General features: G+C 40.5%; 18 protein-coding genes and 1 pseudogene. 10 read left to right on the top strand and 9 right to left on the bottom strand.

Going from position 1 to position 22,279, the window contains the following annotated elements; translation table 11 throughout:
* Nucleotides 1-115 precede the first annotated feature (115 nt).
* From mnmE to rpmH, 6 genes are all read right to left on the bottom strand, one after another.
* Complete coding sequence (gene mnmE / locus KH364_RS08560) at nt 116-1,501, bottom strand: tRNA uridine-5-carboxymethylaminomethyl(34) synthesis GTPase MnmE (RefSeq protein WP_273299343.1); 1,386 nt, start codon at nt 1,499-1,501, stop codon at nt 116-118.
* Between the two features lie 257 nt (nt 1,502-1,758).
* A complete protein-coding gene (gene jag / locus KH364_RS08555) occupies nt 1,759-2,559 on the bottom strand; it encodes an RNA-binding cell elongation regulator Jag/EloR (protein WP_273299342.1) in 801 nt (266 codons plus the stop codon).
* Between the two features lie 8 nt (nt 2,560-2,567).
* Entirely contained in the window at nt 2,568-3,236 is a 669-nt protein-coding gene (locus KH364_RS08550) for a YidC/Oxa1 family membrane protein insertase (RefSeq protein WP_105081813.1), read from the bottom strand.
* A 170-nt stretch (nt 3,237-3,406) separates the two neighbouring features.
* Nucleotides 3,407-3,628 (bottom strand): membrane protein insertion efficiency factor YidD, encoded by a 222-nt coding sequence (gene yidD / locus KH364_RS08545; protein ID WP_012865047.1) that lies wholly within the window; start codon nt 3,626-3,628, stop codon nt 3,407-3,409.
* 48 nt (nt 3,629-3,676) lie between these two features.
* The gene (gene rnpA, locus KH364_RS08540; RefSeq protein WP_273299341.1) at nt 3,677-4,036 is read right to left on the bottom strand and encodes a ribonuclease P protein component; all 360 of its coding nucleotides are present in this window, start codon (nt 4,034-4,036) and stop codon (nt 3,677-3,679) included.
* 79 nt (nt 4,037-4,115) lie between these two features.
* Nucleotides 4,116-4,250, bottom strand: coding sequence for a 50S ribosomal protein L34 (gene rpmH, locus KH364_RS08535; RefSeq protein WP_004692946.1), 135 nt, complete (start codon nt 4,248-4,250; stop codon nt 4,116-4,118).
* A 1,647-nt stretch (nt 4,251-5,897) separates the two neighbouring features.
* Here rpmH and dnaA point away from each other — a divergent pair.
* The 9 genes from dnaA to KH364_RS08490 all read left to right on the top strand — a co-directional run bounded on the left by dnaA (nt 5,898) and on the right by KH364_RS08490 (nt 15,421).
* On the top strand, nt 5,898-7,475 hold the full coding sequence (gene dnaA / locus KH364_RS08530; protein WP_273299340.1) for a chromosomal replication initiator protein DnaA: 1,578 nt from the start codon (nt 5,898-5,900) through the stop codon (nt 7,473-7,475).
* A gap of 298 nt (nt 7,476-7,773) precedes the next feature.
* Nucleotides 7,774-8,886: a DNA polymerase III subunit beta gene (gene dnaN / locus KH364_RS08525; RefSeq protein WP_273299339.1), complete on the top strand. Its 1,113-nt coding sequence runs from the start codon at nt 7,774-7,776 to the stop codon at nt 8,884-8,886.
* Between the two features lie 244 nt (nt 8,887-9,130).
* A complete protein-coding gene (locus KH364_RS08520) occupies nt 9,131-9,364 on the top strand; it encodes an RNA-binding S4 domain-containing protein (RefSeq protein ID WP_004692943.1) in 234 nt (77 codons plus the stop codon).
* Nucleotides 9,365-9,367: 3 nt separating this feature from the next.
* Complete coding sequence (recF, locus tag KH364_RS08515) at nt 9,368-10,468, top strand: DNA replication/repair protein RecF (RefSeq protein WP_273299338.1); 1,101 nt, start codon at nt 9,368-9,370, stop codon at nt 10,466-10,468.
* Nucleotides 10,455-11,357, top strand: coding sequence for a DUF721 domain-containing protein (locus tag KH364_RS08510; protein WP_273299337.1), 903 nt, complete (start codon nt 10,455-10,457; stop codon nt 11,355-11,357). Before recF ends, KH364_RS08510 begins: the two co-directional genes overlap by 14 nt.
* A gap of 13 nt (nt 11,358-11,370) precedes the next feature.
* A complete protein-coding gene (locus tag KH364_RS08505; protein WP_009351583.1) occupies nt 11,371-11,619 on the top strand; it encodes a DUF370 domain-containing protein in 249 nt (82 codons plus the stop codon).
* 77 nt (nt 11,620-11,696) lie between these two features.
* Nucleotides 11,697-13,598, top strand: a complete 1,902-nt coding sequence (gyrB, locus tag KH364_RS08500) for a DNA topoisomerase (ATP-hydrolyzing) subunit B (RefSeq protein ID WP_273299336.1) — start codon at nt 11,697-11,699, stop codon at nt 13,596-13,598.
* Between the two features lie 10 nt (nt 13,599-13,608).
* Nucleotides 13,609-15,090 (top strand): amino acid permease, encoded by a 1,482-nt coding sequence (locus tag KH364_RS08495; RefSeq protein ID WP_105081818.1) that lies wholly within the window; start codon nt 13,609-13,611, stop codon nt 15,088-15,090.
* 13 nt (nt 15,091-15,103) lie between these two features.
* Nucleotides 15,104-15,421: a YbjQ family protein gene (locus tag KH364_RS08490; protein WP_009351557.1), complete on the top strand. Its 318-nt coding sequence runs from the start codon at nt 15,104-15,106 to the stop codon at nt 15,419-15,421.
* Nucleotides 15,422-15,667: 246 nt separating this feature from the next.
* Here KH364_RS08490 and KH364_RS08485 read toward each other — a convergent pair whose 3' ends face one another.
* The 3 genes from KH364_RS08485 to KH364_RS08475 form a co-directional block, all read right to left on the bottom strand.
* Nucleotides 15,668-18,730, bottom strand: a complete 3,063-nt coding sequence (locus tag KH364_RS08485) for an efflux RND transporter permease subunit (RefSeq protein ID WP_273299335.1) — start codon at nt 18,728-18,730, stop codon at nt 15,668-15,670.
* The gene (locus KH364_RS08480) at nt 18,727-19,791 is read right to left on the bottom strand and encodes an efflux RND transporter periplasmic adaptor subunit (RefSeq protein WP_273299334.1); all 1,065 of its coding nucleotides are present in this window, start codon (nt 19,789-19,791) and stop codon (nt 18,727-18,729) included. Before KH364_RS08480 ends, KH364_RS08485 begins: the two co-directional genes overlap by 4 nt.
* Nucleotides 19,792-20,270: 479 nt before the next feature.
* Nucleotides 20,271-21,626: a hemolysin family protein gene (locus KH364_RS08475; protein WP_273299333.1), complete on the bottom strand. Its 1,356-nt coding sequence runs from the start codon at nt 21,624-21,626 to the stop codon at nt 20,271-20,273.
* 503 nt (nt 21,627-22,129) lie between these two features.
* On the opposite strand from KH364_RS08475, the pseudogene KH364_RS08470 reads away from it, so the two are divergent.
* Nucleotides 22,130-22,279 (top strand): annotated as a pseudogene (locus KH364_RS08470) (SAM-dependent methyltransferase); the annotation flags it as partial.

The raw sequence follows: 22,279 nt of genomic DNA, 5'->3' as shown, positions 1-22,279 counted from the left end.
TCCTCACTGTGAATTTTCTTTAGGCTACGTTGTAGCCTAGAAAATTTTACGTTCGGAACAAAGCGATGCAGTGTCCCTGTCGTCGCGAGCTCCTCCATTGACTACTGCCCTGCTTTCACTTACCTAAACAGAAACGACTAAATAGTTCGTCGATCATGGATTCACGGATTGTATCGCCCGTGATGTCGCCTAGTAGTTCCCAGGCGCTGCGCAAATCGGTAGCTACAAAGTCTACTGGCATACCCATGTCGATGGAGGAGAGGGCTTCTTCGACTTGAGTTTTTGCTTGTTCCATAAGGCTGATGTGGCGCACATTACTGATCATGGCGCTGTTGTCTTGTTTTACGCGACCGCCGTAGACGAGTTCTTGCACCCATTTAGAGAGAACTGCAGAGCCTTCGCCTTCTTTGGCACTGATGCGTTCGATAGCTGTAAAAGTACCGTGTTCTTTAATATTTTCGTCTGTAACAACTTGTGCCACATCGGACTTATTTAGGAGTACGATGGTATTCAAATCACTGACAGAGGTCAAAATTTCGATTTCTTCAGGGCTTAATGGAGTAGACCCGTCGATAACACAGAGCACAATATCCGCTTTGTTAATATAATCGCGAGCCCGTTCCACACCGAGGGCTTCCACCGTATCTTGTGTGTCTCGAATGCCTGCCGTATCGATGAGGCGCAGAGAGATTCCTTCTACAGTCATATATTCTTCAATACTATCCCGCGTCGTCCCCGGAATATCCGTTACAATAGCGCGATTTTCGCGCAAGAGAGCGTTCATAAGGCTCGATTTACCTGCATTTGGACGGCCTACAATAACCGTCGTAATACCGTCGCGAATGAGGCGTCCCGTATTCGCTGTGGACAAGAGTTCATCCATAGCTTTCAAAATAGGCTGTAATTGATCGCAAACCTCTTGACTCGTTACGTCCTCAATATCCTCCTCAGGATAATCGATGGTTACCTCTAAATGAGCAATCATAGCAATGAGCTGTTCACGCACATCTTTTACAAAAGACGAAACTGTGCCGTCTAGCTGCGCCACAGCGAGGGAGAGGGAGTCCTCCGTTTTCGCTTCAATAATATCAATGATCGCCTCCGCTTGGGTGAGGTCGATACGTCCGTTCATAAAGGCACGCTTCGTAAATTCGCCGGCCTCTGCCATGCGCACATCGTGATTTACGAGCAATTTCAAGATTTGTCGAACCGGCACAATACCGCCGTGACACTGAATTTCTACCACATCTTCTGCGGTATAAGAATGAGGGCCTTTCATTAATAACACAAGAACCTCGTCGATGGTCTTGTTCGTTACTGGATCCACAATGGTCCCGTATTGAATCGTTCTATTTTGGCGGTCCATCAAAGGAACGGTGCCAGCGCTCTTGAACAGGCTATTTACAATAGGAAAACTATCCTTGCCGCTAACACGAATAATACCAACCCCTCCGATGCCGGGCGGCGTCGCAATGGCCGCTATTGTATCATCTATATACATAAAAATCTCCGTATTTCGATAATCTATTATGCATTTCATAAGACATATGAAATCAAGATTCATCGTTTTGATTTACTGCTTACAATATATGTTTTGGATATATCCAATATTCATGTCTTCGCCTGTGAAAGTTAAACTAAACTAATCTTACCCGCGCGAAGATTAACTTAGGTTAGCTTTCACCATAACCTAAAGAATAAAGGGGGCAGCCCCCAAATAACCGAAAAACTCAGTTACTCGAAAGCTGCACCACTATATTATTTTTTGTAAGAAATCACAACGTGACGGAACGGTTCGTCCCCTTCGCTGTTCGTTACAATATGTTTGTCCCCTTGAAGGGCAGTGTGAATGATTTTACGTTCAAAAGCATTCATCGGTTCTAAGGAAACCTTTTGACGGTTGCGTTTTACCTTAGAAGCCAAGCGTTTCGCGAGATTCATCAATGTTTCTTCTCGACGAGAACGGTAATTTTCCACATCTACAACGATGTGGCAATGGCCGGATACATCCTTGTGAGCCACGAGATTAGTTAAGTATTGGATAGCATCCAATGTTTGACCATGTTTGCCGATCAAAATACCTAGCTCTTCGCCGTGTACTTGGAATGTAATTTTATCTTTCGTCATCATTTTTTCGATAACTACTTTGAGGCCCATTTGAGTAAACATATCATCGAGGAATTGTTTACCTTTTTCAGCAATTTCTTGTTGATCTTCTTTTGAAAGTTCCTTTTTAGAAGGTTTTTCTTCTACTTCGTCATCAAAAGTTTCCACAGTTGCTGTTTCTTGCACTTCTGTTTCAGTCGTTGCAACCGGCTTGGAAGCAACAGCTACAGATTGTTCTTCTGCTTGAGCTACTTCTTCCACAGTAGCAGTTTTTGCCATAGCTGTGAAGAATAAGCGCACAACGGCTGGTTTACGACCAATGCCCAAGAAGCCATTAGAAGGTTGTTCTAAAACTTTAGTTTCAACCAATTCTTGGCCATCTTCAGCCAATTGAGCTACACCTTTGGCAATGGCATCTTCAATGGTTTTAGCAGATACATCGATAAATTCCATAGTGTCTCCTATTTTTTAGCTTCTAAGCCTTTGTAAATGAAATGTTGTTGCACAAATTGGAACACATTGGATACGATCCAGTAAATAACTAAGCCAGAAGGGAAGTTAAGGGAGATGTAACCAATGAATAGAGGCATAAAGATTGTCATAATCTTTTGTTGTTGCGCAGCAGCACCAGTTGCACCGCTACCAGTTTGTTTAGACATAATCCAAGTGGACGCCGCACTCAATACTGGCAAAATGTACATTGGATCTGGTTCGCCAAGGCTAGGTAGCCATAAGAATTGTACATAGTTTTGATCGTATGGATAGCCTTGTAAAGCGTAGAAGATAGCGATCAAGAATGGCATTTGCACCAATAAAGGCAAGCAGCCAGCTAGTGGATTAACGCCCATTTCTTTGTACAATGCACCCATTTCCGCTTGCAATCTTGCAGGATCGTTTTTATATTTATTCTGCAATTCTTGCATGCGAGGCTGTAACTCTTGCATAGCCTTCATGGATTTAATTTGTTTAACAGTAAGTGGTGCTAAAATCGCTTTAATAAAGATTGTTAAAAGGATAATAGCTACACCGTAGCTTGGATAACCTACCATTTGAGTGAATTGGAACGCGTAAGTTACCAAAGAACTCATTAAATCAACGATAGGTTGGAATACACTACTTAAAAATTCCATTGTTTCTCCTTTTTCATACAGTTCGAAATCGTCCTTTGCGCATCTATATATCGTTATGGTATGGTCTAAATTTCATCCATACAGATGCTCAGGTATTTCCAAATCTGTGCTAAATGGTAATGGTGAAAGTTGCTTTCACACAACACATAACCAGCCTAAGCCCAAGTGGGTTAGGGAACTGGATCGTAGCCACCCTTATGGAAAGGATGACAGCGAAGAATGCGTTTTAAACCCATCCAGCTACCTTTCAAAGGACCATATTTTTCGATGGCCTGCAGAGTATATGTGGAACATGTCGGATAATAACGGCAACATCCAGGTTTTAAGGGAGATATGGCAAGCTGATAGAACCTAATTAAAAGTCGTAAAAGCATTGTTATACAGCGTTTCATAGAAATCTCCATATACACAAAAAGGACCAAAGCCTCTAACTTGTGGTCCTATTTATCATTTTGTACCAATAATTTGCTTTTTCGCAAGAGATACAAAATCTCCTTTTCCGCTTTTTCGTAGGTAGCGTTTTTCAGAGGGCCACGTCCAACAATTACGATATGATATCCTTCGCGAATGGAATGTTGATTGAGGCGATATACCTCTTTCATAAGGCGTCTAGCTCGGTTGCGCTCCACTGCACAACCAACCTTTTTGCCTGTTACAAAACCAATGCGCGTAGATTGCTTCGCCACGGGCATACGATACAGTACACACATACGGCCTACTTCGTATTTACCGTGCTTATACACAAGGCGATATTCATTATTGTGCGTCAGTCGTCTTGCTTTATCGAGGCAAAAATCCATATGCATTGTCCTTAAGTCCTAAGAATAGAAAAACTTGGCAGCAGCGCCAAGTTTTTTCTCCTGCCTAACAGCTATTATATTATGCAGATAAGCGTTTTCTGCCTTTTGCACGTCTTCTTTTTAAAACGAGACGGCCACCGATAGTTTTCATGCGTTCACGGAAACCATGGGTACGTTTTCTCCAAAGAGTATTTGGTTGGTAAGTACGTTTCATTAGTAAAACACCTCCTCGTCATTTTGTATTGTTTTACTTATACCATAACAGGGTAATTATAGAGTTAAAACGTAAATTTGTCAATATTTTAGGGCTATTCTGAAAGACTTTTATATAGATTTTACTTAAATCCGATAGAACTTAAAACTGATACTACTTTTATAGGGGGAGGAATAGATGTGGTTTTCTCCCTCCATACGACGCGTAAGTCGGTCAAAAATCCACATCTATTCCTGCTCCCAACACATTCTAATGACTACTATAACACCTACCACCAGTATAAAAAGTAGTATCAGTTTTATAGCAAATCTAAAAAGTCTTTCAGAATACGGATCTAAGATTTAACAAATCTTACCTTTTAACCTCTTGAAGGGAAAGGGAAAATTGATGTTACGTTTCCAAAAGAGGGCTCCTTCATCGCTCCATACGACGCGTAAAGTCGCTCAAAAGGACCCTATATTCCCTCCCTAAGACAATCCTAATTTCACCTTACACAGCAACTACACGATGTAAACGTAACATCAATTTATAGCAATACAAGAACTCACATTCTAATCTTTTTATATAAGACAAATTTACCTTTTGATCTCTAGTTAGAGAGGGGAGGAATAGATGTGATTTTCTCCCTCCATACGACACGTAAGTCGGTCAAAAATCCACATCTATTCCTGCTCCCAACACATTCTAATGACTACTATAACACCTACCGCCAGTATAAAAAGTAGTATCAGTTTTTATAGCAAATCTAAAAGTCTTTCAGAATGCGGATCTAAGATTTAACAAATCTTACCTTTTAACCTCTTGAAGGGAAAGGGAGAAATTGATGTTACGTTTCCAAAAGAGGGTTTCTTCATCGCTCCATACGACGCGTAAAGTCGCTCAAAAGGACCCTATATTCCCTCCTTAAGTAAATCCTAATATCACCTTACACACCACTACACGATGTAAACGTAACATCAATTTACAGCAATATAAGAACTCACACTCTAATCTTTTTATATAAGATAAATTTACCTTTTGATCTCTAGTTGTGGAAAAAGGGCAAGTAGATGCTGTTAATTTCCTCTGACTTCTCTCCCCAATTTTCATTTAAGTTGTGCAGATAACGTTTTATAAACAGGTCTAATGTAGATTGCTAAAAGGTATATCTATTACTTTTCCAGTTGTGTGTATAGAAATTATAAAATTATCTGGTTGTAGGAGGGGAAGTGAAACTACTTTTTGAGTGACTTACGCGTCGTATGGAGCGATAAAAGTAGTTTCACTTCCTATCCAAAAAGTAATAGATATACCCAAGAAAATTTAAAATATACATTATAAACAGTTTATAAAAGTTATCCACAGATTGAATGACAAATTACTTATTTTTTGGTACAATCATAACTGAAATTAGGAAAAAGTATATATTTTTATAAGTTTTTGTTGGATAACTTTTAAGGTTATCCACATTTTTTCTCTTTTGACCTGTGTAATCTATAAAGTCAGTTATTATCTGGTTGGAAGAGAATTTTATTTTCACTTATTCACAGGTTGTGCACAGGTTATTCACAGGAATAATATGGTTTTCCACAGCTTTCACAAGAGTTATACACATTATTCCTAAAGTTATACACATTTATCGCAATAGTTATACACAAGAGGCACGTCATGCAATCATTTGATTTGAATAATATATGGGAGCATATATTGCAAGAGGCGAAAAAGAACATGCAACATTTGCCTGACGCGTTGTACTTACGCGTCTCGTCATCGTTGATTCCCATGTCTCTCGACAGTCATTCGATCCATATTGGGGTCATGCAAACATTTGTTAAAAACTTAATCGATCAGCAGCCACAGATCAGCAAGGCTTTGCAGGATGCTATTACTACGGTTATCGGTTCCCATCGGGATATGGTGTTATTCGATTTCAATCAAGAGAGTATAGATACTACCTTTGTTGATGAAAATCTCATCGATGATGCTCCTGTAGTGGCTCCACCGATGCCATTACCACCTGTGGTAGAGGAAAAAGCTCAACAAGATGAGTTCTACACACCAGTGTATCAGGAGCCTGTCTATATCGACCGCACACTAGCGCCTGTGAATATTCCAGATGAGCCAATGGTAGCGCCTAGTAAAACGATTGAAACTACAACACCTACATTACAGTCTGATAATGTGCCTGTAGATTTGTCCTTGTCTAATCTCAATCCTGCGTATCGTTTCGATAATTATGTAACAGGCAACGCGAACCGCATTCCTTTTGGGGCTGCTCAAAATGTAGCTGAGTTTCCAGGCGGCGACTATAATCCGCTCTTTATCTATGGTCCATCAGGTCTAGGTAAAACGCACTTGATGCACGCTATCGGCAACGCTATCAAGGAACATCATCCACACATGAAGGTTATGTCCATTACGAGCGAAAACTTTATGAATATTTTCGTCGAAACATTGCAACGTAACCAAGGTAAATTATTCCGCAACACGTTCCGTAACATCGACGTGCTCATGATTGACGATATTCAGTTCCTTGAAAGTCGTGAAAGTACGAAAACTGAGCTATTTAATACGTTCAATGAGTTATTAAATAACAACAAGCAAATCGTCCTCACCTCTGATACGATGCCAAACGATATGGAGCAGTTCGAAGATCGTCTTCGTTCTCGTTTCCAAGCTGGCTACATTGCTACCATGGAAAATCCGGATTTAGAAACACGCATTGCTATCTTTAGATCTTTGCTGGAACGAGAATATAAGAAAAATCGCGTTATCCGCATCGATAACGACTCCATCAACTACGTGGCGTTACAATTTAGCGAAAACGTCCGCGTGTTGCAAGGTGCTTTCACCAAATTAATCGGCACCGCATCTATCGATCAACGTCTTGAATCTATCGATTTAGAATATACAAAACAAGCCTTGGCTGGCCTCGTTCACACAGAAGAGGTGAATATAGTTAATATTGAAAGCATCCAGAATTTTGTAAGTTCTTATTTCAATATTAAAAAGCAAGACTTGCTCGGCAAGAAGAGAAAAGCTCAATTCGCATTCCCACGCCAAATCGCCATGTATTTATGCCGCGACATGATCAACGAAAGTTATCCGCAAATTGCAGCTGCTTTCTCTCGTGACCATACAACAATTCTCCATGCGTACGATAAAATCACGAAGGAAATTGAAAAAAACGAAGAAACAAAACGCATAGTATCAGAAATTAAACAGAAATTAACAACCTGTGGATAACTCTGTGGATAGATGGTGTATAACTTTGTGGATATCCAAAAACTCGCACTTACCTGTGAGTATGTGGATAAGTATGTACAAACTATCAACATAGTTATACACAACCCAAAAATCACACAGCTAGTGGCCCCAATTCACTTTTACACATATGAACAGGCCCCTACTATTACTACTACTAAAACTAACAAACAATCAAAAAACTAGTAGAAACAGATCTATCGCAGAATATCTATAGAGCATCTACGATAGCAAACATAGAATATTACAAACAAACATACAAATCATAAAGGAGTTATAAATGCATATTACATTCCCAAAAGCAAATCTCCAAAAAGCGATCAACGTATTGCAAAAGGTATCTCAAAATAAAACAAGTTCCAATTTACCAGGCGCTATCTACATGACAACCAAAAATGGTCAAGTAGAATTACAAGGTAACGACTTTGAACTCGGCATTCGTTTAACCATCGACGGCGACATTAAAGAACCTGGTACCTTAGTAGTTGGTTCCCGCTATTTCCAAGAGTTAATCCGCAAATTACCTGGCGATACTATCGAACTTTACAAACCAGAAGATGGCAATTCTTTAACGATTACGTCTGGTTCTTCCGAATTCAACCTCGTAACATTGCATCCAGATGATTTCTCATTGGTTGAACAAATTCACGACCAAGATCATGTAAACATCGATAGCTTTGCTATGAAAGAACTCATCGATTTAACAAACTATGCAGCTGCAACAGACGAAGATCGTCCTGTATTTACTGGTGCTCTTCTTGAAATTAAAGAAAACGAAGTCACTATGGTTGCTACTGATACACATCGCATGGCTGTTAAGAAAATTACTATCGATGAACCAGCAACTACACCAATGCGCGCTATCATTCCTACAAAAACGTTGGCTGAAGTATCTCGTTTGTTACCAACAGATAATCCAGCGATGATCAACATCATTTGGAATCGCACACAAATCGTGTTCAACTTTGAATCGATTTACATTATTTCTCGCTTGATCGAAGGCACGTACCCAGAATATGAAAAGGTAATTCCTTCCCAATTCGACTCTAGCGCTGTTATCGACCGCCGCGAATTCGCTGGTGCCGTTGACCGCGTATCCTTATTAGCTAAAGACATCAGCTATAACGTAATTCGTTATGATTGGTCTGAAAGTAATGTAACATTGTCTACTCAAAATACTGAAATCGGCATGGCAAAAGAAGACGTAGCTGTTGAATTTAAAGGTACACCTTTCACAATCTCCTTCAACGGTCGCTACATCTCCGACATCTTGCGCCACAGCACAGGCGACAACATCCACTTGTTCTTAAAACAAAACGGTCCAGTTGTCATTCGCCAAGACAATAATCCGAACTATACATACGTAGTAACACCAGTTCGTACGAATGTGTAAAAGTAGGGTGTGAGGTAACAGAGGAGCGATAGCGACGATGGGAGCCACACATCACTTTGGTCGGAGCGTGCAATTTTCCAAAGGAAAATGCTCAGCGAGCGACCTGGACACTGGTACTAAATAATATCAATACTACGTATATTTCACTGTATTAATATACATATTTTTATTAGGTAATGATGATTAAAAGTCATCGTTACCTAATTCCCATATAGTTATAAATTGTCCACTATAGGAGGACTTTATGAAAGAGCAACAGCAGGTACCCATTCATACGGAGTACATTCAAATTGATCAGTTGTTGAAGTTAGAAGGCATTATCGAAACGGGTGGTCAAATTAAATCCTTTATCGATGAAGGAATTCTTACTTTGAATGGTCAAGTTGTGACAGAAAAACGCAAGAAGTGTCGCGTTGGCGATGTGATTTCTTGTGAAGGTCTCGATGTAGATCTCGTGATTACTCAAGAGGAGGCATAATCGGTGAGAATTGACTCACTGCAATTATTCCAGTTTCGTAATTACAAGGATGTACAGATTCAGTTCAATCCGGAGATTATCGTTTTGCACGGCACCAATGGGGCTGGTAAGACGAATATCCTCGAATCCATCTATGTGGGTACCATTGGTAAAAGCCATCGTACAAACGATACATCGGATATGCTCATGTTCAATGCTGAGGAAGCAGGCATTGTCGTTAAGTTTGAGAAAAAGGATACGCCTCAAAAGGTAAATATTAAATTATTCCGCCAAGGTCCTAAGGATATTCGGTTAAACGATACAAAAATATCGCAAAAGGAATTGATTGGTACATTAAATACAGTTATCTTCTGTCCTGAAGATTTACAGCTCATCAAGGGCACTCCATCGGGGCGTAGACGTTTTCTAGATATGGAAATCTCTCAGACTAGCGCTACTTACTATCATCAGTTGATGCAGTACAATCGGTTATTACAGCAACGAAATGCAGTCCTTAAGGAATATAGAGGAAAGCAAAATATTCCTCTTGAAGAATGGGATTTACAGCTAGCAGATATGGCGAGCTTTATCGTAAAGAAACGGTTAGAAAGCTTGAAAAAAATTAACCTTCTTATCGATTTGATGAATCGTAAACTAACAGGTGGCCTTGAGAATTTAACTATCGGTTATGAACAGCCTTACATGGATAATGGATCCTTAGAATATACAAAGGAAGGCTTTTATGAGCGCATTAAAGCAGCATTGCCACAGGATCGTCATCGGATGACTACCAGCGTAGGTCCTCATCGCGATGATTTACGATTCTTTTCCGATGCGATGGATTTAAAGAAATTTGGATCCCAAGGGCAGCAACGAACGGCTGTACTATCCTTAAAGTTGAGTGAGCTTGAGTTTATCAAGTCCGAGGTAGGGGAATATCCAGTTCTTTTACTAGATGATGTATTGAGCGAACTTGATGAGTCGAGACGAGCGAATTTATTGCAGTTTATTCATAAACGTATTCAAACATTTATTACTACTACAGATATTCACGATTTTAAAGATTTGAAATCGGTTCAATTTATTTCTTGTGAAGGGGGAAAGGTTCAGTATGGACAGCCTTGATCTTTGTTTACCAAAGGCCTTAGCAGAACTGAATTTACTAGAACAATATAAACTAAATACCCTCGTTCACAAGTGGCGTGATGTAGTGGGCGATGTCATAGCGGACCATACGAACATTGTGTCTATCAAGCCTCCAGATATGGTTATCAGTGCAGATAATTCCATGTGGATGCAGGAACTACAGATGCAAAAACGGCGCATCATAGAGGCGATTAACAAGTATTACCGCCAAGAGATCATCACCGACATTCGCTTTATTATGAAACGTCAGAGCTATGTGAAAGCAAATACTGATACATCGATTTCATTGCCTGATGAACAGATTATTACGAAACGTATTAATTTCGCAGACATCGTGCTTTCAAAAGAAGACGTAGAAGCCATCGATAAATCATTGGAACAAACGGATAATGAAGAATTGAAGGCTGCTTTCAGAAAAGTACAGATTACAGCTCGAAAGCGTGAAATTTATTTAGAGCAGCATGGCTATCATCGTTGCGGTCGATGTGGCATGTACATGGAATCTAAAAAAGAAATTTGTCCCACTTGTGAATATGAATTGCATCGAAAACATATTAAGGACATTAAGGCGGTCATTAGAAAGTATCCGTACTTTAAATACAGCGACTGTCAGCAATTTATACAGTGTACCTTCCCAGACTTTGCAGAAGCCATGCGGGAATCCATATACTTTTACTTAGATAAAATTTACAAAGGATCTATCAATCGCCGTCATATGTATATGGTGGCTATGCTCATCACTCACAAAAAGCCTGATGAGTTGACGGATCAGCACGTTATTAATTTGTGCAATAAATATCGATCAAAGTTCCTTGCTGAAGAGGAACAGCGCAAAATTGATTCATTAAATGGGACATTAGAAAAGTAGAGGGGGCATTCCTATGTACGTTCATATTGGGGATACCGTTTCCGTGCCTATCGAATCCATCATTACCATGGTGCACGCCAAGGGCGGAAAATCCCATAAAAGTCCTATTCATCACTATGAAAGCTTAGAGTATATCGCCATGGTACCAGAGGAGCAAATCAAGACCTATGTGGTCACTGATGATTGCATTTACGGATCTGGTATTAGTATTAAGACTTTAATGAGGCGAATTGATGAATTTTATAGTATAATAAAGAGATAAAGTTTAATCCTGTACATGTGTTGTCATACAAATTCTAGTATGTACAGTGAGATAGATTGTTAGGAGGAGTTTGTTTCATGCCTGAACAAAATTATGGCGCTCAGAATATTCAGGTTCTTGAGGGTCTCGACGCGGTGCGTAAACGCCCGGGGATGTACATTGGTAGTACGTCTGCCCGCGGTTTGCATCACCTCGTATACGAAGTTGTAGATAACTCTGTAGACGAAGCGCTTGCTGGTTACGCTACACACATCGAAGTGTCCATCAATCCAGATAACAGTATTACTGTTGTCGATGATGGCCGTGGTATCCCAACAGGGATGCATGAATCTGGTATGTCTGCGGTAGAGTTAGTATTAACTAAATTGCATGCCGGTGGTAAATTCGGCGGTGGCGGCTACAAGGTATCTGGTGGTCTTCACGGCGTAGGTATTTCCGTAGTAAATGCGTTGAGCGAATGGACTAAGGTTCAAGTAGCTCAAAATGGTATCATTCAAGAAATTTCTTTTGCTCGTGGTCACAAGACTTCTGAGTTGCACGAAATTGGTAAAGCAGAAGGTACTGGTACTACAGTTATCTTCAAGCCAGATGCTGAGATTTTTGAAACTACAGTATTTAGCTTTGATACATTGAAAATGCGTTTACAAGAATTGGCATTTCTTAACAAAGGCCTTCGCATTACATTGAGCGATTTGCGCCAAGAGGAACCTCGTGTTGAAAGCTTCCATTACGAAGGTGGTTTGAGTTCTTTCATCACATTCTTGAACGAAAATAAAGAAGTTGTTAATCCAACTGTTATCAACATCGAAAATACAAAAGATGATGTAGTAGTAGATGTAGCTTTACAATATAACGATAGCTACAGCGAAAACTTGTTGTCCTTCGTAAATAACATCAACACTATTGACGGTGGTACACATCTTTCTGGTTTCCGTGCTGCTTTGACTCGTACTCTCAATGATTATGGCCGTAAAGCTGGTTTGATCAAGGAAAATGAGTCTAACCTTTCTGGTGAAGACGTACGTGAAGGTTTGACAGCTGTTGTTTCTGTAAAAGTATTGGAACCTCAGTTTGAAGGCCAAACAAAAACTAAACTTGGCAATAGCGAAGTTAAAGGTATTACAGATGTTATCGTATCTGATGGTCTTAAAACATTCTTTGAAGAACATCCGCAAGATGCGAAGAAAATCATCGAAAAAGCGACTATGGCAAGCCGTGCTCGTGAGGCAGCTCGTAAAGCCCGCGACTTAACTCGCCGTAAAAATGCTTTAGAAGTATCTAGCCTTCCTGGTAAATTGGCGGACTGCTCCGAAAAAGATACATCTATGACTGAAATTTATCTAGTCGAAGGTGATTCTGCGGGCGGTTCTGCAAAACAAGGTCGCGACCGTCGTTACCAAGCGATTTTACCGTTGCGCGGTAAAATCCTTAACGTAGAAAAAGCACGTCTTGATAAGATTTTGGCGAATAACGAAATTCGCTCCATGATTACCGCTTTCGGTACTGGCATTGGGGAAGAATTCGATATTACTAAATCCCGTTATAACAAGATTATCATCATGACCGATGCGGATGTTGACGGTGCTCATATCCGTACCTTGTTATTAACATTCTTCTACCGCTATATGAAACCATTGGTAGAGGAAGGTCATATTTACATTGCTCAACCTCCTTTGTACCAAATCAAGAAGGGTAAATCCCATTGGTATGTATACTCTGATGCGGAATTAACTGCTAAGCTTGATGAAGTAGGCCGTGATGGTATCACTATCCAACGTTACAAAGGTTTAGGTGAAATGAACCCTGAACAATTATGGGAAACTACTATGAACCCTGAAAATCGTACGATTTTACAAGTTAGCTTGGAAGATTCCATCGAAGCTGACAAAATCTTTACCGTTCTCATGGGCGATAAGGTAGAACCTCGTCGTAAATTTATTGAAGATAACGCAAAATACGTGCGTAATCTAGATTTGTAAGAGGTGCACCATGGCTGATAATCAAAATAATAACGTAGAGTTTACGTCTAATAAAGATCAACATCTAAAACGTACCCTGAAAGCGCGTCATATGAATATGATCGCTCTTGGCGGTGCTATCGGTACTGGCTTATTCGTTGCCGGTGGTGAAGTAGTAAGTACTGCAGGCCCTGGTGGTGCTCTTGTAGCTTACGGCCTCATTGGCCTCATGGTTTACTTCCTCATGACTTCTCTTGGGGAAATGGCTACTTACTTACCGATTCCAGGTTCCTTCGGGACTTATGCAAAACGCTATGTAGACCCTGCCTTTGGTTTTGCCTTAGGTTGGAACTACTGGTTTAACTGGGCTATTACCTTGGCTGCTGAAGTATTAGCAGGGGCGCTCATCATGAAATATTGGTTCCCTGATGTGCCTGCCATCGTATGGTCTGCTCTGTTCTTGCTCATTTTATTCGGCTTGAACTATTTATCGACTCGTTCCTTTGGTGAAAGTGAATATGTGTTCTCTAGCATCAAGGTTATTACTGTATTCGTATTCCTATTCTGTGGATCCATGCTCATTTTTGGCATTGGTGACACATCTCCAGGCTTTACAAACTGGACAATAGGGGAAGCGCCATTCGTAGGTGGCTGGGAATCCATCCTCGCTATCTTCATGGTAGCTGGTTTCTCCTTCCAAGGTACTGAACTTATTGGCGTAGCAGCTGGTGAAGCAGAAGACCCTGAAAAGAACGTGCCAAAAGCGATTAACTCTATCTTCTGGCGTATTCTATTGTTCTATATCGGTGCTTTCACAGTTATCGGTTTCTTGATTCCATACACTGATCCAAATCTTTTGAATGCTAGTGTGGAAAACGTTTCTATTTCTCCATTTACACTCGTATTTGACCGCTTTGGTTTTGCCTTTGCTGCTAACTTCATCAATGCTATCATTTTAACGGCAGTACTCAGTGCTGGTAACTCTGGTCTATATTCTTCTACGCGTATGCTGTACGCACTCGCTAAAGAAGGTCAAGCACCTCAAATCTTTGCTAAGCTTAATAGCCGTGGCGTACCAGTGCCAGCGTTAATTTTAACTACAGCAATTGGTTTATTTGCATTCCTTACAAGCTTCATCGGCGAAGGTACTGCGTATACTTGGATTGTTAATATCTCCGGTCTTTGCGGCTTCATCGCATGGGTTGGTATCGCAGTATCTCACTATCGTTTCCGTCGTGCCTTCATTGCACAAGGCAGAGATCTTAGCGAATTGCCTTACAAAGCATGGTTATTCCCAGTAGGTCCAATCTTGGCGTTCATTCTTTGCGTCATCATCATCGCTGGTCAAAACTACTCCGCTTTCACAGGCGAAACAATCGACTGGTACGGCGTATCCGTTGCGTATATTGGCTTGCCAATCTTCTTTGCAGTTTACCTAGGTTACAAATATATCAACAAAACTAAAGTTGTGCCGTTGAAAGAAGTTAACTTAGACCGCGACTTTGATAGATAATGAGGAGAGAATTATGATTATTACAACAACGTTTCATATTGAAAACAAACCTGTACAAGAGTACAAAGGTATTGTATTTGGTGAAGTAGTAGAAGGTCGTAACTTCGTTAAAGACTTCATGTCTGGTATTCGTGACATCGTAGGTGGTCGTAGTGGCAGCTATGAAGATTCTTTGATGAGTGCTCGCCAAGCAGCTCTCGATGAAATGTCTCAACGCGCTTCTAAATTGGGTGCTAATGCTATTATTGGTGTATCCTTCCAATATAGCACTGTAGGTGCACAAAACGGCATGCTCATGATTACATGCAATGGTACAGCTGTAGTAGTTTAATAGATGGTAGACTACGTTAGATATAACTGTTAATATAATCCTAAGGGAAATAAGTAAGTTGCAATGTATTCTTGTGACTAAAAAACAGCAGGCTTTAGTCCTGCTGTTTTTTATGTTACTTATTTATAATTAAATCCCCTAATCAATGTATAAGCTATATAGCTTTTACAAAGATTAGGGGATTTTTACTAAGGAAATAAAGTTCCTAGTACATATTAGATCTTACAAATGTAGGTATATTTGTAATTATTTAATCTTGTACCAGCTTGCGTACATGACTGGTAGTACGATAAGTGTTAGCACCGTTGCCACTAGTAGGCCGCCGCTAAAGGCGATGGCTAGTGGGCTCCAGAATACAGATCCCATGAGAGGAATCATGCCTAAAATCGCTGCGAGAGCGGTGAGCATGATAGGGCGGAAACGAAGTGTAGCGGAGTTGATAATCGCTTCACGAGGTTTTTGGCCTTCTGCCTTGTGGATTTCGATTTGGTCTAACAAGATAATGGAGTTACGAATGATCATACCCGATAGGGCGATGATACCTAGAATCGCCATAAAGCCTAACGGCGTTCTCGTAATATTCAGTGCTAATACGACACCGATGAGGCCTAGTGGGGCTGTGAGTAAAGCCATTATCATGAGGGCGATACGCTTCAATTGGAACATGAGGATTGTCATAATCACAAAGAGCATAATCGGCATTGGTTTTAATAATCTTTGTACTGCTGTTACGCTATTTTCAGCAGCACCGTCTAGCTCAATGGTATAGCCTGTAGGCAAGGAATCGCGAATGTCTTGCAAGGATTTATAAACCTCTTTCGTTTTCGCATTGCCTAAGACGCCAGGTTTTACATTAGCATACACACTGATGGTAGGCATCATGTTACGGTGCCAAATAATACCATCCTCTTGCGTCATGGTAATGGTCGCAATTTGGTTAAGTGGTACGTAGGAACCGTTGCCTGTTTGAATCGGTAAGGATGAAAGAGCACTTAAATTATGCTGTTCGTTGCCGCCTAAACGGAAGGTAACAGGTATGGTTTGATTGCCTTCGTAATATTCACCAGATTTTGTACCAGATAATAGACTTTGTAAGTGCAAGGATACAGCGTAGCTATCGATACCTAGTAGGCGCGCCTTGTTCGGATCGATGTGAATATTGGCTACTGGTTCTGTATCTGGCCAGTCAAAGGCTATATTTAGTAAATCCTTGTCGCCTTGCATTTTAGCTTTTACTTGGTTTGCAATGTCTTTTACCACCTTTTGATCAGGACCTGCTACGCGGAGCATAACAGGATACTTAGATGGAGGCCCGATTTGGACAAACTGAGCATTTACAAGAGCTGATGGGAATTCTGTATTTAAATAAGACGTTAACTCATTATACAGTTTATCTCGGTCCTCTAAGGATTTTGTAACGATTACATATTGTAAGAAATTATTTCGTTGCAATTCAGGTTCCAAGGTGAGGACGAAACGAGGAGAACCTTGTCCAATATTGGATGAGAACGTTGCAATGCGTTCGTCCCCTTGCAAATATTCATCAATGATCTTTGCTTGGTTTGCGGTGTACTCAATGGATGAACTTTGAGGGAACTGCATGGACACGATGATTTCATTACGCGTTGATGATGGGAAAAATTCCTGCTTGATCAATGGTAGTGAAAGTAGGGATAACACAAAGGCACCTAAGGTGATGAGTAATACTACCTTATGATGTCCTAAAGCCCAATGTAAAAGCTTTTCAAACTTTTCATAGAAGGTCACGCTTAGCTTGTGCATGATATGGTCTCGTTTAGTCCATTCTGATTCAGGTTTTGGTTCTTTATTTTCGATGATTTTATAACCGAGAACAGGGCTGACGAGAACAGAAGCAAACCATGATAGGATGAGAGCCATAAATACAACGATGGATAGAGATTTTGTAAATTCTGCTACCATCCCTTCTGCTAGTGCTAATGGCAAGAAGCCTGCACAGGTAATGAGCGTACCAGATAGCATAGGGAATGCCGTTGATTGGTAAGCAAAGGTGGCCGCTTTAAAGTGTCCCCAACCTTCTTCGAGTTTAACGCTCATCATTTCAACAACGATAATGGCATCGTCTACGAGTAGGCCCAGTGCTAAGATGAGGGCACCTAGGCTAACCTTGTGTAAGTAAATACCGTTTTCATACATCAAGATGAACGTCGTAGACACAACGACTGGAATGGTGAGGGCTACTACGACACCTGTTCGCAAGCCAAGGGATGCAAAGCTTACGAGTAATACGATGGCGATGGCTTCAAATAAGGATTGAGAAAAATCGCCAATAGATTCTTTAACAATGTGAGGCTGATTCGATACTTGACTGAGTTCGAGTCCTGTAGGAATGGTTTTCTTTAATTCCGCCAGTTTTTTATCGATAGCTTCACCGAATTCGATATTATTGCCCCCTGCATCCATAGAGATGGCAATGCCAATAGCTGGTTTACCTTCAAAGTAGAACTGAGGATTGCTAGGGTCTTGATAGGTCATAGTTACATCAGCCATGTCGCCGAGTCGCAACGTTTGATTATTGATGCGAATTGGCATATCTTGTACCGCTTGAGGGCTATCGAATAGGCCATTAACGCGGAGATATACATTGTTTGTATCCGTCGTAATCATACCAGCTGGAACCATCATACTTTGCTGTTTGATAGCCGTTAATAGCTGTTGCGTGCTGACTTGATAAGATGCTAGCTTATCCTTGTTGATCGTTACATTAAGGGTTTGTTGTTGAACCCCAATGAGGCTGATTTTTTTAACATTAGGAACTGATAAAAGCTGACGTTTCAAGTCTTCTGCTTGTTGCCGCTTTTCTTCGTACGAATATTCATCACCACTGATGGCATAAATGATGCCGTATACATCGTCGAATCGATCGTTGATGGTAGGGCCTTGAACGCCTTGCGGCAGTGATTTCCATTCGTCGTTGATCATATTCCGCGCTTCTTCCCAAGCGGGACGAATTTTATCAGATGGTAAATCTTCTTTCAGATTAATATAAATTACCGATTTGCTGCCATCTGTGAAAGATTTCGTATAATCTACGCCAGGTAGGTCGCGCAGTTTTTCTTCTAGTTTGTCCGTTACCTGGTCCGACATTTCTTGCGGGGAAGCCCCTGGCCAAGCAACGCCGACTACCATGGTGCGCATCGTAAAGTCCGGGTCCTCCATACGGCCCATTTGGGAGTACGAGAAGATACCAAAGGTGAGGAGCACAGCCATGAAGTAGTAGATAATGGACTTGTGTTTGAGAGCCCATTCGGCTAAGTTAAACTGTTTCATTGACTAACCGCCGTCCCTTCTTGTAACTGTTGGGTACCTGCGGTGATGACAATGTCGCCTTTAGCTAAGCCAGATGTGACGATAACTGAGTTTTGACCAAAATCGCCTGTTTTGATAGACACGAGATGAGCCTTTTTATCGCGGATGATATAGACTGCATTATTGCCGTTCGAGTCTTTCACAAGAGCCGTCAACGGAATCGTAATATTGCTCGTATCTGTTGTAGTTAGATTTACGTTTACTGTCATACCTAGTTGTACTTCACTAGGCGCATTTTGTAAGGCGATTTTTACGGTATACGTTCTCGCCACAGGATCTGGAACTGGTGAAATTTCACGTACAACGCCTTGGACCTTTACATCTGGCAACGCCCAGAAGGTAATAGTGGCAGGGCTTCCTACGTGAATTTTACTCAATTCTTGTTCCGGTAAAGCGATAACTGCTTCTGGATCACGACCAGCCGCTAAGGTACCTACATTTTGACCTGCTGCGACCACTTGGCCAGATTCAAGATTAAGAGCCGTTATAATGCCCGTATCTGGAGCCGTTAAGCTAGTATAGCTATTTTGATTGCTACTCAAATTGAGGCTTGCTTGGGCCTGTTGTAGTTGAGCAGCTGTCGCATTCAATTGGTTTTCCGCTTGGTCTAATTGCAATTTACTAATCGCTTGTTGCGCATAGAGTTCGCGGTATCTGTTAGCATTGGTTTCTGCTAATTCGTAAGCCGATTGAGCTGCTTTTACGGCGCCTTCTGCATTTTGCATTTGTGCTGCCGTATCAGAACCGTTGATTTGAGCAATCACTTGTCCTGCTTCTACTACATCACCAACATTAACAAATTTGTTGATAACGCGGCCTCCAATTTGAAAGGCTAGTTTAGTTTCCGTCTTATTGTGGATGGTGCCTGCATAACCAGCACTGGTAGTGTCTGATTCTTGACCGATGGTGATGGTGCGCACCTTGAGGCTTGTATCCTCAGGGGGCTTTTCTGATCCACAACCACTTATGACGGCAGTCCCTATTAATAGGGCCCCTATGGTTGCTATGACTCTTGGATTCATAGAATCTCTCCTTTTACTACCACACATAAGCCCTATGAAAGGTGCAACATATTCGTTACAACTAAACATCATAGGACTTTTATTGTTAGCATATTTCTAAATACATACACAAGATAAGGAAATAGAAATACTATTCTACTTATATATTTTATACAATTTAATAATACTATATTTAAATATATAATTCTACCCTTTATGCGGAATATAAAAGAACTATATACTTATTTGACATATTTATTAGTATATTTTAAACATATGCCTTTTTATTTTAAAATCATAGGTTGTTAGGTTGTTAGGTTGTTAGGTTGTTAGTAATAAAAAAGTGAGTCCTCTTTAGAGAACTCACTCTTTTACACATGTTTATAAGCTTATATATACTGTTTTTTATCTTCTTAACCTAAATTATTAAGGCTTAATTATCTTTAAATACCCTTAATTATTAAGGTTAATCGTTAATAATAGTAAGCATGTATATGTTATTATTTTTCTTCTTCTTGTTCTACAATAGGTTCTTCATAGGTAACAAGGATTTTGTCGATACGGGTATTGTCCATATCGATGACTTCAAAGGTATAGCCATTCCATTTTGCCTTGTCTAGTTCTTTTGGAATGCGACCGAAGAGCAGATTCAAAAGGCCACCCATAGTTTTGTACAAGTCATCTTCTTCGCCTGGTAATTCTTCATCGATGTGGAAGAATTCTTTAAATTCATCTACGTCGAGTAGGCCGTCTACGAGCCATGCACCATCGCGTTCGATGATTTTATTTTCTTCTTCTTTGATTTCGTCTTCACCAGAAGGCATAAGGCCTACGATTTCTTCCATGATGTCATGCAAGGTTACGAGACCTGTGAAACCGCCGTACTCATCGAGGATAATGGACTCGTGAACACCTTCAGTACGAAGTACGTTCAATAACTTCATAAGCGGAATGGATTCTGGAACGAGGACAGGTTCCTTGAGACAAGACTTGATGATATCTTGAATGGAACTTTCACTAGGACGTTGCATAATTTGAACTAATACGTCAGATACGGTAACGAGACCATTGAGTTCGTCCAAGGAATCGGTGCCAACAGGAATGCGATAATGGTTGGCATTTTTGAGGACATCCATGATTTCGTCCTCAGTGCCGTTAAGGTCGATCCATTTGAGCTGTGTACGCGGCGTCATCACGTCGCCAGCGTTCATATCTGCAAGGTGGAAGATATTTTCTACGAGAATTGGTTCCTCTTCTTCGTAAGCACCCATAGCAACGCCTTCGGTGAGCATTTTGTTGATTTCAGACTCTGTAACAGGAGCCTCTTCTTTCACAGTCACGCCTAGTAATTTTAAGAGGAATTCTGTGGAAACACCGAGGAAGCTAACGATTGGCTTTAAGGCTACAGACAACCAATAAATCGGTTTTGCCACTACTACAGCGATGCTTTCAGGACTATTTAAGGCTAAACGTTTCGGCACGAGCTCGCCAATAACGAGGGATAAATAGGTGATAACCGTAACAATGAGTAAGGAACTAATGGATGCTGCATAGGGCTCAATACTTGGAATATTAGCTACTAAAATCTCTTCTAAAGGACCAGAGAAGGTCGCACCAGAATACAAACCAGTTAAAATACCAACGAGGGTAATACCAATTTGAATAGTAGAAAACATATTATTAGGATTCTCTGCTAATTCAAAGGCCTTTTTAGCACGTTCATTGCCCGCTTCTGCTAACTCTTCGAGCTTACGTTTTTTCGCATTCACGATGGCTAACTCTGTCATAGAGAACAAGCCGTTTGCTATGATTAATACGACGATAATTATAAAATCTAAGGTCAGATCACTGTCCATGTAAGTAGACACTCCTTTTTTATGACATATCATTCTGCACATGAGAATATTGAAATATTACTCTTTAGTATACCATATTAACATCAATAAATGTTTGACACAATAAAAGCACCCAAAAGGGTGCTTTTGGTATATACTATAGGTGTTACCGCCCCAAACTGGTAACAGGAAGGGGGTGTATTAAAATGCTCGAAATATTTATTTCCTTCACAGTATCTATCGTAGCAAGTATAATTGGATATTATATTTGCAAGTGGCTAGATAGATATTAGGCCGGTAACTAGCACAAAAAGAGGAGGGCTGCCACCCTCCTCTTTTGTTTTGCATGCATTAAAATGCTAGCAAAATATTTATTTCCTTTATCTATAATTATATTACACAATTTAGTATTATTTGTAAATAATATTATATGCATATACAATAGTTGATATAACTAGATATTACTTAATATTACTTAATATTACTTAATATATTACGATTGATATAAGGTAGAAAATAGACATATGACAAGTGAGCAGGAATGGGAACAGGTTTTACAAATAAAAACAGCAGGTCGCGATGATAGTCGGTCTGATACAGAGCATCATCCGTATGAGCCGACAGATTATTGCGTCCTCGAGCGGTTGGCGAATAGCGGTCATATTCGCAAGAAA

Source organism: Veillonella sp. oral taxon 158 (genome assembly GCF_018376515.1).
Taxonomy (GTDB): domain Bacteria; phylum Bacillota; class Negativicutes; order Veillonellales; family Veillonellaceae; genus Veillonella; species Veillonella rogosae.
This window is presented reverse-complemented; position numbering and strand designations above follow the sequence as displayed.